This window comes from Nocardia sp. CDC159 (assembly GCF_023740735.1).
GTDB lineage: Bacteria > Actinomycetota > Actinomycetes > Mycobacteriales > Mycobacteriaceae > Nocardia > Nocardia pulmonis.
The window spans coordinates 327,953-340,410 of sequence record NZ_JAMRXH010000001.1; the positions used below are offsets into that span (position 1 = coordinate 327,953).

A 12,458-nucleotide genomic window follows, 5' to 3' on the forward strand; every position below is an offset into this window, starting at 1 on the left:
CGTCCCGCGGAGGTGTCTGCCCGCGGGAGCGACCGCCTCAGAGGTGGTCCGGCTCGGCCGACGGCCATCGATCGATACCGGTCGGCAACGGCTCGCCGACCGCTGCGCGTGCCAGGTCTCGATAGCGACTGGCGAGGCAGGTGGGATCGTGGTGGCCGGGCGGGTGGCGGCGGAGCCGTTCGCATTCGGCCAGCCAGCCCGCGGCCTGTCGCACGACCTGCGCGCGGTCGGTGTCCTCCGGCAGCAGCAGGGCGCCGTATTCCGGGGCGATGACCAGGGCCGACCCGAGATGTTGCAGACAGCGCGCGATGCCGAGGCGGTGGTCCAGTTCCCGGTAGGTCCGCAGCGCCCGCTGCCAGCTGCGCAACGCCCGCCGCCGTTCCCCGCGCGCCCACCACATCACCCCGGATGTCTCCACCGCATGCGCCGCCCCGGCCGGATCGCGTCCCGCCTCGGCCAGCACCCGGGCCGCGTCCAGCCGATCCCGCGCCACTCCCAGCCGACCCTCCCGCAGATGCAGCACGCCCAGATCGATCAGGGCGCCCACCTCACCCGCGACATCGCGGCGCGGCAACCGCCGCCACGCCCGCTCGAGCAGCCGGACCGCCTCGTCGGCCGCGACCGGCGGCGTGTTCCGCTCTCCCCCTTCTTTTTTGAGATCAGGCTGGTTCGGCGGTGGGGACTCCAGGAGGGCGAGCGCGCGCAGGGTGTCGGCGCGGGCGGCGAGAGCGGCCTTGTAGGGGTGCAGCCAGGAAATGTGGGAGGTCGGGACGGGGTGGCCGGTGCGGATGCGGGCCAGTTCGTACTCGAGCGGATAGCGGGAACGCGGAATCAGGGGCGGAAGGGCCTGCAGGACAGCCCGGTTGGCGGATTCGCTACCATCGCGGACCGACCAGAGGTCGAGCGCGTCGACAATGCGGGTCAGCTCGGGGATGGCGGCGTCGAGCAGGGACGGCGCGAAATCGGCCGCGTGCGCGGCGGTTCGGGCGATCAGGGTGCGCAGCTGGTCCTGTTCCTGTTCGAACCAGCGGCGCGCGCCGGAGGCGAGGTGGGCGGAGTCGAGCGCGGCGGCCCAGCGGGTGGCGCGGTCGGCGTGATGACGCAGCAGACTCGGCAGCGCCGCCTCCCACTCCAGACTCGCCAGCACCTCGGCGCGCGCGGGGCGCTCCGGTACGGCGGTGCGCACCAGCCGGTCGTGTTCGCCGTGGCGCAGCGCCCCGGTGCGCACCAGATCGGCGATCACCGCCGTCGCCGAACGTTGCTCCGCCGGCCACGCCTGCGGCACCCGCCGCCACACCACGAGCATGGCCGAGACCGTGTCGTAGAGCGCGGCCGCCGCATACCGGTCGAACGGCAACTCCCGCAGCACCGCGGCGACGATATCGCCGTTCAGCCCCGGATCCACCCGCGGCGGCGCGGGCGGGCCGGGCATCGTCGGCGGCGCGGGACCGGGCGGGACCAGATCCGCGGTCAGCCGCAGCTCGCGCTCGGCGCGCATCCGCTCGCGCACGGCGGAAAGCCTGCGCCACAGCACATATCCGGCCGCCAGCACGACCACCAGCACCGCGATCCGGCTCAGCCAGTACGACAGCGACGACAGCACCCCGCTCTCGCCGACCCAGCTCTCCAGCAGCTTGCTGATGATCTCGAGCAGCATCGAGGTCGCGATGACCGTCGCGCCGCTCAGAAAGCCCTGCCAGGCCGAGGATTTCGCCACCACCTCCAGGGACGGCTCGTCACGCGGTGACTCCCGCGCTGTCATCGCAGCACCCCGCCGGTCAATCCGGGCACCAGGAATCGCCGCCAGGTGGCCAGCAGCAATACCACCGGCGGCACCGCCGACAACAGCGCCCCGGCCGCCAAATGCGCCACATTCTCGTGGAATTGGCGCGCCTCGCTCCACAGCAGCAACGACCACGGACTGGCATCGGCGCCGCTGACCAGCAATCCGACGAAGAAATCGTTCCACACCTGCACCAGTTGCAGCACCGCGACCGCGACCAGGGCCGGTCCCGCCGCCGCCCCCACCCGCCGCAGCACGAGCGAGGCATCGACCGGACCGCGTCCGGCGTCGGCGGGCAGATCGGGCGGCGAGAGCAGCGCGCCGCGCAGGATCAGGATCGCGATGGGCAGGCCCAGGGCGGCGTGGGTGAGGATGAGCGGCATCGACGTGCCCGCCAGCCCGTAGTCGTCGACGAAGGCACGGATGCGGCCCACATACATTTGCGCGGGCATCACCGCGAGCACCACCAGCGCCACAACGATCAGGCGCGAGCGCCTACCGTCGGGGTCCAGCGCCGCCGCGTAGTAGGCGGGCGGCAGCGCCGCGGTGACCGTCAGGAGCGTGGAAAACCCTGCCACCCAGGCGGTCTGCAGCAATGCCTGCCAGAGCTCGTCGTCCCGCCATACCGATTCCGGGCCGGTGAGGGCCGCGCCGTCGGGCCCGAACCAGCTCACCGCCGCGAGTACCGCCAGGGGCGAGAGCATCAGCAGGGCGACGACACCGACCCGCAGCCACAGCCCACCGGCCCGGGCGGCGAGCACCGCCGCGGCCCCGATCCGCATCGCCACCGCGCGGACCACTCGTCCGGCACCGGCGGCGACTCCGGCCCCGGTGAACCGCGCGAGGCGAGCCTCGACCGTCGCACCCATCCGCGTGGCCGCCGCGCGCCCGGTCCACCCGCTCGCCCAGCGCGGGCGGCGCAACCGCAATCGCACCGGAATCGGCCGCGGATCCGGCCGCGGCCAGCGGGTGCGGTGCCGGATCGTGCCGGATTGCAGCAGCCACGCACCGAGCCCCACCACGATGGCCAGCGGCAGCGAATACGCCTCGGCCCCAACCTGTCCCAGCCCCGGATCGGAGGTCAGCCGCCACCAGTGCACGGTCGCGCTGTTCAGCACGTACTGCCCCGGGCCGGGCACCGCGATCAGCACGACATCGAATATCCGCGCCGCGGCCACCGCGACCACCAGTCCGAGGATGAGCAGCACCGGATCGAGCAATCCGAGCAGCCGCAGCCAACGCCGCGCCCCGGTGCGCTCGTGCAGATACGCGCTGCGCACCGGATCGGCCGCGATACCGTCCACCGCCGCCCGCAGCAGCACGAACAACGCCCCGAACCACGTCCACACGAACGCCGCGCCCAGCATCACCGCATACAGCACCAGCTGCCCGCCGACCCCGCCCACCGCATCCACCGGCGGCTCGAAGATCAGCCGAAACGCCAGTCCCGCAACGAATGCCGAAATCCCGAACGGAACCACCAGCGGCCACCACGGCCACCATCTCCGCCGCCCCCTGCCCCACGCCGCCCACACCGCGACCGGCAGCAGCACCCCCAGCGCCCCCAGCACCCACACGATCGTGATCGCGTACGCCTGCCGCCCCGCATCCGACAACCCCACGGCCACCACGCCCATCCCCGCGACGGCCGCCGCCACCGCGGGCACCGCCGCCAGCGCCAGCTCCGACCGACTCGGCGAAATCCGACGCCACAGCAACGCCGAGCCCGTCGCGACACAGAGCACCACCGCGCTCCACACCATGAGCCCCGGTCGCTGCCGCGCCGCGAACAACAATTCCGTCGGCACCACCAGCACGATGGCCGATACCGGGAGCAACCAGCGTCCCCGCATCACCCGCGGCCACCACAGGCTCGTCACCGCGGCCGCCGCGAGCACCCCGGCCGCCAGCCACGCCGCGGGCGGCGACCATTGGTCGCGAGTCGAATTCGATTGGGCCGTCGGCCGATCCGGTGGCGTTCCGGACGCTCGCGCGGGCATCTCGGAGCGAATCGGCAGTTCCTCGACCGCCGGGACACCGCTGGAGGCGGTAACGGCCGAGGCGGGTGGCACCGGACCCTGGGCGGCCCGCTCACCGGGCGGCGACGTCACCCCCGGCGCGCCGACTGTCGAAACACCTTCGCGGAACGGGTAGTTGGCGGCCTCGACAGCGGTTTCGGGCGACAGCGCCGGTTCACTCGCCCGATCGGCCGACTGTACCGCAGGGATTCCGGAGCCCACCGCGCGCGCCCCGAAGGACGTCCCGGGCGGGTGGACCAGCAGGGCGGTCGTCGCGGCCAGGGCGAGCAGGGCCGCGGAAGCCCACCCCGCCGCCCGGCCCGGCCGCCAGCCGCTGCGCCGCAGCCGATCCACCACCGCGGCCGCGGCCACGACGATCGCACAGGCCAGCAGGATCACCGCGCCCGCACGGGTTTCCGCGGCCGTGATCACGGTCGCCGTCGCGGGGACGACGAGCACCCCGAGGATCAGCACGGCCGCCGGAATCTGCAGCGCGGCCGCGGCGAGCCGGTGCAGGTACCGGCCCCGGATCAGCGGACCCGCCGGGCGACGCGGGGCCAATTCGAGCGTCAGCCCGTCGGTGTCGAGATGCCAGGAGCTCATGGCACGCTCCGGTCCAGCGCCGCCACCGCCAATTCCACCGCCTCCGCCACCCGGCCGCGGCGGCGGTGGCCCACATCGACCAGGAAGTCGGTGAGGATGCGCCACAGCCCGTTGCGGCGGCCGCCGGGACCGATCAGATCGGCGAAATCGAAGATGTCCCAGCTGTTCAGCCGGGTTGCGACGGTTTCGAAGATGCCGTGGTAGGAGGCCGGGGTCGGGGTTTCGGCACTGGGCGCGACGAAGCCGCCGTATCGAGTCAGCCACGGCAGCGCGGCGGTGGGCGCGGCGAGCGCGGTCACCAGTTGCTCCGCGTGATCACTCGCGGCGGCGGTGACGACCATGACATCGCCACCGCCGATATTGGGCGCGCGGTAGCCGCGGTCCACGGCGGGAAAGGCCATGACGCCCACCGTCACATCCGAACGGCCGACCGCCCGCAGACACCGCCGCACGATGGGTTCGGCGAAATCGGGCGCCACCACCATGGCCGCACGGTGGTGCTGGAACACCTCGCGCACCGCATCCGGGAACTGGCGGCGCAGGGTGGCGGCGACCCCGCCGGGAAAGGCGGTCGGCTCGCCCCACAGCAATCCGAGCAGCGTCAGTGCCTCGCGTACCCCGCGTCGCCGCCAGTCCCGACGTTTCAATGGCGCTGTGCCTCCGGCCCTTTCGGCGAGCGCCAGCTCCTCGTAGTCGCCCGGGGCCGCCGACCGCAGCACATTGGCGAAGGTGGCGGCCAGATTCCAGCCGTCGGCCGCACCCAGTGCGAGCAATCTTCGCCCGCCACCGCCGAATTCGCGCACACGCTCGGGCCACTCCGCCAGCGTCCACGCCCGCGGCGGATCACCCGCCGGATCGCTGCGAGCCAGCTCGGTATCCGGCACGAACGCCGTCCGGTCGTACCAGACCAGCGATTTGTTCGCCGACTTGAACGGCACCCCGTACTGACCGACCGCGTCGGAACTGCCGTACCGCAACAGATCCCACCACGGGTCCGGATACCGCGGCCGCCCCTGGGACTGCCACAGCGAATCCCCCACCGCCCGCAGCGCGGTGCCCGCCAACTCCCGAACCCGCCCCGCATCCGGCAGCATGACGATATCGGGCGCATCGCGCCCACGCGCGTTGAGCGCGATATCGATATCGTCGCCCAGCGGAACCACCTCGACCGCCCCCGAATACCCCGGCGCCCCCGCCTCCGGCGACGCCACCCCGGCCAGCACCGCCCGGAAGGCCGCCAGCTCCGACCCGCTCCACGGCACCGCCACCCGCACGGCATCCCCCCGCCCGGGATCGGTCGCACAGGCCATCACCGGCAGCGCCACCCCTGCCCGCAACACCGCACGCCGCGTGAGCCTGTTCCCCCTCGAACCCATCGGCACCTCCCGACCATCAGCATGCCCGCCCGGCGGGCTCGCCACGCCGAGAACGCGGTGGTTGCCCGGATAAGCTGGCGCACATGGCCCTTCGGCACCCGAGCATGGACTGCGCCGAACCCCTTCGCTGGCCACGATTTGGAGCGCGGTCACCGGGTGGCCGATCTCTGCCGAGGGCACCCCGGTGGCACCCGAGGTCCTGATCGAGGCTCTCGCACCGCTGCCGAGGATCACGAATTCCGCGTCGAACGCGGCGCGGCCGAGCGCTCGGCGTCACGGTGATCCGAATGCGGCGGGCGCCCAGGTGTACTCGAGTTCGGGCAGCGCGAAGCCCTGCGGGAAATGCGCGACCCGTTCGCCGGTGCGGCGGCCGCCGTGGCGTTCGTAGAAGGTGATCGCGGGGGTGTTGGCCCGCAGGACCTCGAGATAGACCGGCCGTCCGGGATGGGTCGTCGCGGCCCAGGCCAGTCCGTGCCGCAGCAGCCTGCCGCCGATGCCGCCACGTTTGACATCCGGTCGCACATGGAGGTTGTCCAGCAGGATGCGGCCGTCGAAACGCGGGAGTAGATAGACGAACCCGAGTAACTCGGCGGCCCCGTCCAGCACGAACAGCTGCCCGTCGGACCGGTCTCCGGCGAGCCGGTCCCGCCACAGCGCCAGCCGATCCTCCAGCAGCGGCCCGTTCAGATACTCGTCGGGCATGATGCCGACATAGGCGGTCCGCCAGCTCCGGGTGTGCAGCGCCGCAACGGATTCGGCGTCACGGTGGGTACCGGGTCTGATCGCCATGAGTGGCTGCCGGGAGGATGGCGAGGCGCGCGGTCGTCGCTATCGCACGAGCATCCGTCAGCGCCCCGGATACTCCGGCGGCTGCCACGGCCGCTCCACATCGCTGCCGCGTTGTTGTTGTTGCTGCTGTGGCTGCTGCTGGGCCTGCGGCGGCTGGTACGGCTGCGGGGGCTGGTATTGCGACGGCTGCGCCTGCCCGATTCCGGCTTGCGGACCCAGGTGTCGCACCGACGGATTCACCAGCGGAGATTCGACCGGGGTGGCCGCCGCGGCCTCGGCCGCGCGCACCGCGCGCTCGGCGGCCGGGTCGGTCTTGACGTCGAACCAGTCGGCGACGTCGTCGCTGTCGTCCTCCGGGCGCGAACCGGTATCGCCGTCGGCGCTGGGTTCGTAGCGGAAAACGCCGTCCTCGCCCTTCTCGCCGAACTGCTTGGCGAAACCCTCCAGCGCCTTGCCGAAATCGCTGGGCACCACCCACACCTTGTTGGCATCGCCCTTCGCGACCAGCGGCAGGGTCTGCATGTACTGGTAGGCAAGCAGTTCCGGGGTGGGCTTGCCGGACTTGATGGCGGCGAAGACCTTTTCGATGGCCTTGGCCTGGCCCTGGGCCTGCAGATAGGAGGCGGCCCGTTCACCCTGGGCGCGCAGGATCCGGCTCTGCCGTTCACCCTCCGCGGACAGGATCGCCGACTGCTTGGAACCCTCGGCCGCGAGGATCTGCGCCTGCTTGGCGCCCTCGGCGGTCTTGATCTGCGCCTCGCGATTACCCTCGGCGGTGAGGATCATGGCCCGCTTCTCGCGGTCGGCCTTCATCTGCTTTTCCATCGACTCCTGGATCGACGGCGGCGGATCGATGGCCTTGAGCTCCACGCGCGACACCCGCAGGCCCCAGCGCCCGGTGGCCTCGTCGAGCACGCCGCGCAGCTGCGAGTTGATCTGGTCGCGGGAGGTCAGCGTCTCCTCCAGGGTCATACCGCCGACCACATTGCGCAGGGTGGTGATGGTCAGCTGCTCGACGGCCGCGATGTAGTTGCTGATCTCGTAAACCGCGGCCTGCGGGCTGGTGACCTGGAAGTACACCACCGAGTCGATCTGGACGGTGAGGTTGTCCTGCGTGATCACCGGCTGCGGCGGGAAGGACACCACGCGCTCGCGCAGATCCACCTTGGCCCGAATCCGGTCGGCGAACGGCACCAGGAACGTCAGCTGGCCGGAGACGGTGCGCGAGTACCGGCCCAGCCGCTCGATGACCGCGGCCTCGGCCTGCGGCACCAGCGCGATCGATTTGAACACCACCACCGCGACCAACAGGATGAGGACAACGGCGACGATCAGTACAGCCATCACGGCCCCTTCCACACGACGGCGTGCGCGCCGTCGATTTTCATGATGTAGACGGTCTCCCCCGCCGGGTACACCTCCGACGGGTCGAACGGACGAGCGCTCCACACCTCACCGTCGATCTTGACCCGGCCGCCGCTGTCGCCGTCGACGGTCTCGAGCACCCGCGCGGTCTTGCCGGGCAGCGCATGCACATTCGTGGGCGTGGGTGGTGGAGAGGCGAAGCGACGCAACAACATCGGCCGCACCAGCAGCAACAGGCCCACCGACGTCACCCCGAAGACGATCGCGTCCACGATCAGCGAGGTACCCGCCGCACCGGACACGCCCGCGGTGAGCAGCGCGGCCCCGCCCAGCATGAGCAGCGTGAAATCCCCGGTGAGCATCTCCGCGGCCGCGAGCAGAATCCCCGCGACCAGCCATACGATTGCGGCCACGCTCTCACCGTACCCGCTTCGCCCGTTTTCGGCGTAGGTGTTGCGGTCGTGTTGCACGCATCCGGAATCGTGTCGTGACCCCTGGGAAACTCACGACCCCAGGTATTTTCGTGCCCGTGACTGCGCGGGACTACACAGACATCTTTTCCGGACACGCTCGAAAGCGGAAACGAGCCGTACCGCGGGTGGTGGCCGAGCCCGATCTGGTGGCCGAGGACGCGGCGAGCGGGTTCTGCGGCGCCGTGGTCGGATTCGAGCGCAGCTACGACGGCGAATTCGTCAAACTCGAGGATCGGCACGGCACCGTGCGGCTGTTCGCGCTGCGCGAGGCCGCGTTCCTGATCGACGGGCAGCCGGTGACGCTGATCCGCCCGAAGGTTGCTACGCCGCGCCAACCGGTCCGTTCGGCGTCCGGCTCGACGCGGGTGGAGGGCCTGCGCGCGCGGGTGGCGCGGGCCAGCCGGATCTGGGTGGAGGGCGTGCACGACGCGGCGCTGGTGGAACGGGTGTGGGGACACGATCTGCGAGTGGAGGGCGTGGTCGTGGAGCATTTGGAGGGACTGGACAATCTGGGCGAAAAGCTCGGCGAATTCGAACCGGGTCCCGAGCGCCGGGTGGGAGTGCTGGTCGATCATCTCGTCGCGGGGTCGAAGGAGACCTCGCTCACCACGGGACTGGGCCCGCACGTCCTGGTCACCGGGCATCCCTACGTCGACGTCTGGCAGGCGGTGCGGCCGCGGGCGGTGGGCATCGCGGCCTGGCCGGAGGTGCCGCGCGGGGAGGACTGGAAGACCGGGGTGTGCCGCCGCCTCGGGTGGGGCACGCCACAGGACGGCTGGCGGCGGGTGTACGCCGCGGTGGAATCCTTCCGCGATCTGGAATCACCGCTCATCGGCGCGGTGGAACGGCTCATCGACTTCGTCACCGAGCCGCGGTAACGCCGCGCGCCCACCGCCCGGTGCGCACGCAACGGCGCAGTTATGCTCGAAAACATGTGTTCCCCCAGTGCGACGCTGACGGTGTGGGCCGGCTCCTGGCTGGCCGGGCGCAGCGCACCCGACGACGTGCTGGACGCGCTGCGGGCCTGGGCGGCGCGGCAGAGCGTCGCGGCCGGTGACCCGGTGACCGGGGGACACACCGGCTTGCCCTGGCCCGCCGCCGAGCCGCTCGACGCCGGATCGGGAATCATGGCGCTGCTCAAGGTCATTCGCGAGGCGATGGGCGATCCGGGGGCGCAGCTGCGACTGGTGCTGCCGGTGCCCGGGGATGCGCGGGGACTGCCGACCGGCACCGAATTCGCCACGGCAGCAATGGATGCCGAGGAGGGCATCCTGATCGGATCGCCCGGCGCGGACGGCACCGGCCTGGTGCCGCAGTGGCTCGACGAGGACACGCTGCAGTGGACCGTCTACCACACGCCCATCCCGGCCCCCGTCCCCGATATGGCGCTCGGCGAGGCGGAATACGCCATGCGCCAGGCGGTTCGCGATGCCGCCGACGCCCTCATGCGCCTGCAGACCACCGGCATCGGCACCGGCGACGACGACCCGCGCGAGCTGATCGAGGCCGAACTGGCCGAGCTGTCCCGCCACATCTATCCCGATTCCGCTCCGCTGCGCGCCCGGCGCATCCTCGACTCCGCCGATCACGTGGCGGCCATCCTCACCGTCGCCCAGCAGGCGCCCGCCTCCTCCCCCGCGTCGGCCAGCGCCATGCAGGCCCAGGAGACCCTGCTGCGCCCGCTCTGGAACGCCATCCGCACCGCACGCCTGGCCGCCATCCACGCCGCCTCGACCACCCGCTGAACCGCGCGACATCGGCCACGCTCGCCGCCGGACCATCGCGGCGACGCGGCGGATACTGGGAGGCAGACGGTTTCATCCGGTAGCAAGGGGGTCGTGTCATGCCGCAGCACGGTTCGACGGATCGCACACCGCAACAGCTCGCCGGGCAGCGGGTGATCCTCTCCTATCCGGGCCGCACACCGCCGCCGTCGCTGTTCGACACCATTCGCGCGGGCGAGGCCGCCGGGGTGATCTTCTTCGGCGAGAACGTCGCCGGCATCGAACAGATCGCCGAGGTGGTCACCCGGCTTCGGCAAGCGCAGGCGCACAGCCCGATCCGCGTGCCGCTGCTGTTGCTGACCGACCAGGAGGGCGGGCTGGTGCGGCGGCTGCCCGGGGCCCCGGAATCCTCGGCCAAGCAGATCGGCCGCTCCGCCGATCCGGTCGGTGCCGCCGTCGCCGCGGGCCTCGGCGCGGGCGAGAATCTGCGCCGGGTGGGGATGAACGTCAATCTCGCACCCGTGCTCGACGTCTTCGACACCCGCGGCAACTTCATCGACGGCACGCAACGGTCGTTCGGGGACGACCCGACGCTGGTGGCCGCCCTCGGCGCGGCATTCGTCACCGCCCAGCAGTCCACCGGCGTCGCGGCCACCGCCAAACACTTTCCCGGCCTGGGCTCGGCAGCCGCCGAACAGAACACCGATCTCGGACCCGTCGTCCTGCCCGTGCGGCTGGCGAAGCTGCGGTCGTTCGACGAGATCCCCTATCCGGCAGCGCTGCTGGCCGCTGTCCGGCTGGTCATGCTCTCCTGGGCCGTCTATCCGGCCCTCGATGCCGACCGCCCGGCCGGTTTGTCGCCGACGATCGTCACCCAGGAATTGCGTCGCCGCAACGGATTCCGTGGGGTCACCATCACCGACGCCCTCGAGGCGGGCGCGCTGAGCTCGTTCGGCACGACCGGCGACCTGGCCGTCGCCGCCGCCTGCGCGGGCATGGATCTCATACTCTGCTCCGCGCGCGATACCGCGCAGGGCACCGCCGCCACCGCCGCCCTCGCCGCGGCCTATGTCGGCGGGCGTCTCGACGCCGCGGCGTTCCACGCCGCCGTCGACCGGGTCACCGCCCTGCGCTCCGACCTGTTCTGAATGCCATTCGGCGGTTTCGATCTTGTCCGGGCGGACATCACCAGAACACGGATTCACGACGGAAAGGAACGCGACCGTGGCTTTTCAGGACATCATCGCCCAGCTCCGCCAGGACATCACCACCGCCGAGGACGCCGGCGACGAGGCGAATGCCGCGCGGCTGCGCAAGGAACTCGACGAGGCGCTGCGCACCGGCGAGCAGGAGGCCGAGCAGCAGTAATTCCCGCTCAGGGCACCGCGCGCGTCGAGCGCGCGACGGCGAGCAGATCGGCGGCCGGGCCGGACGGGCGGCGGCCGCGGGTCCAGACCGCGCGCAGCGGGCGGGTCAGATCCAGATCGGTGAGGGTGGGTGAAACGACCGTGCCCGCCGCGATTTCGGCACGGACGGCCAGCGCGCTCAGCACGGCGGGGCCGACCCCCTCGGCCACGGCGGTTTTGATGGCCGTGGTGGAGGACAGTTCCAGCAGCACCTCCGGCCGCCAGCCGGGTTGACGGCGAACCATGGCCTGTTCGAAGGCGATTCGGGTGCCCGAACTCGGCTCGCGGCAGATCAGCGGGGTGCGGGCGAGTTCGGCCGGGGTGATCGAGGCGCGTTCGGCCCAGCGGTGACCCGGGGCGACGACCACGATGAGCCGATCCCGGGCCACCACCTCGCCGTCGAGGTCGTCCGGGGCGTCGGGCACCTCGACGAAACCGATCCCCGCCCGCCCCTCGCGCACCGCGCGGACCACCTCCGCGGAGTTGCCCGCTTCCAGGGCGATCGCCGTCTCCGGTCGCCGGATGCGCAGGGCCATCAGCCATTTCGGGAACAGATATTCGGCGACGGTCTGGCTGGCCGCCACGCTCAGATGTGAATCTCGTTGCGCCCGTAGGGTTTCGATACCGGCATCCAGCTCGGCCGCGGCCTCGACCACCGCCCGCGCCCACTCGGCGATCAGGGCGCCCGCGGCAGTCGGGCGCGAACCCAGCGTGGTGCGCTCCAGCACCGGCACCCCGACCAGCTTCTCCAGGTACCGGATGCGCGAACTCGCCGAGGGCTGGCTGATGCCGTGCGCCTGCGCCGCCCGCCCCAGGCTGCCCAGCTCGATCACCGACAGCAGCAGATCCAGCGCGGCGAGATCCGGCACCCGAGGCGATAACGGCATAGAACGATTCTATGGACTCATCGCCCGGATCCGG

At 71.7% G+C, this 12,458-nt stretch carries 11 protein-coding genes; 4 read left to right on the forward strand and 7 right to left on the reverse strand.

Going from position 1 to position 12,458, the window contains the following annotated elements; translation table 11 throughout:
• Positions 1-37: 37 nt before the first annotated feature.
• The 6 genes from NDR87_RS01565 to NDR87_RS01590 all read right to left on the reverse strand — a co-directional run bounded on the left by NDR87_RS01565 (position 38) and on the right by NDR87_RS01590 (position 8,347).
• Positions 38-1,762: a hypothetical protein gene (locus NDR87_RS01565; RefSeq protein ID WP_251909165.1), complete on the reverse strand. Its 1,725-nt coding sequence runs from the start codon at positions 1,760-1,762 to the stop codon at positions 38-40.
• Entirely contained in the window at positions 1,759-4,404 is a 2,646-nt protein-coding gene (locus tag NDR87_RS01570) for a hypothetical protein (protein ID WP_251909164.1), read from the reverse strand. The genes NDR87_RS01565 and NDR87_RS01570 overlap by 4 nt, the downstream gene beginning before the upstream one ends.
• Positions 4,401-5,780, reverse strand: coding sequence for an ABC transporter substrate-binding protein (locus NDR87_RS37105; protein ID WP_286012937.1), 1,380 nt, complete (start codon positions 5,778-5,780; stop codon positions 4,401-4,403). Before NDR87_RS37105 ends, NDR87_RS01570 begins: the two co-directional genes overlap by 4 nt.
• Positions 5,781-6,053: 273 nt before the next feature.
• A complete protein-coding gene (locus NDR87_RS01580; protein WP_251909163.1) occupies positions 6,054-6,569 on the reverse strand; it encodes a GNAT family N-acetyltransferase in 516 nt (171 codons plus the stop codon).
• Between the two features lie 57 nt (positions 6,570-6,626).
• Positions 6,627-7,913, reverse strand: coding sequence for an SPFH domain-containing protein (locus NDR87_RS01585; RefSeq protein ID WP_251909162.1), 1,287 nt, complete (start codon positions 7,911-7,913; stop codon positions 6,627-6,629).
• Complete coding sequence (locus NDR87_RS01590; RefSeq protein ID WP_251909161.1) at positions 7,913-8,347, reverse strand: NfeD family protein; 435 nt, start codon at positions 8,345-8,347, stop codon at positions 7,913-7,915. Before NDR87_RS01590 ends, NDR87_RS01585 begins: the two co-directional genes overlap by 1 nt.
• A gap of 116 nt (positions 8,348-8,463) precedes the next feature.
• Between NDR87_RS01590 and NDR87_RS01595 the strand changes: the two genes are divergently transcribed.
• From NDR87_RS01595 to NDR87_RS01610, 4 genes are all read left to right on the forward strand, one after another.
• On the forward strand, positions 8,464-9,285 hold the full coding sequence (locus tag NDR87_RS01595; protein WP_251909160.1) for a DUF3097 domain-containing protein: 822 nt from the start codon (positions 8,464-8,466) through the stop codon (positions 9,283-9,285).
• A 54-nt stretch (positions 9,286-9,339) separates the two neighbouring features.
• The gene (locus tag NDR87_RS01600; protein ID WP_251909159.1) at positions 9,340-10,152 is read left to right on the forward strand and encodes a hypothetical protein; all 813 of its coding nucleotides are present in this window, start codon (positions 9,340-9,342) and stop codon (positions 10,150-10,152) included.
• A 98-nt stretch (positions 10,153-10,250) separates the two neighbouring features.
• Positions 10,251-11,279 (forward strand): glycoside hydrolase family 3 N-terminal domain-containing protein, encoded by a 1,029-nt coding sequence (locus tag NDR87_RS01605; protein WP_251909158.1) that lies wholly within the window; start codon positions 10,251-10,253, stop codon positions 11,277-11,279.
• Positions 11,280-11,355: 76 nt separating this feature from the next.
• The gene (locus tag NDR87_RS01610) at positions 11,356-11,499 is read left to right on the forward strand and encodes a hypothetical protein (RefSeq protein ID WP_251909157.1); all 144 of its coding nucleotides are present in this window, start codon (positions 11,356-11,358) and stop codon (positions 11,497-11,499) included.
• A 7-nt stretch (positions 11,500-11,506) separates the two neighbouring features.
• On the opposite strand, the gene NDR87_RS01615 is transcribed toward NDR87_RS01610, so the two are convergent.
• The gene (locus NDR87_RS01615) at positions 11,507-12,424 is read right to left on the reverse strand and encodes a LysR family transcriptional regulator (RefSeq protein ID WP_251909156.1); all 918 of its coding nucleotides are present in this window, start codon (positions 12,422-12,424) and stop codon (positions 11,507-11,509) included.
• Positions 12,425-12,458 lie beyond the last annotated feature (34 nt).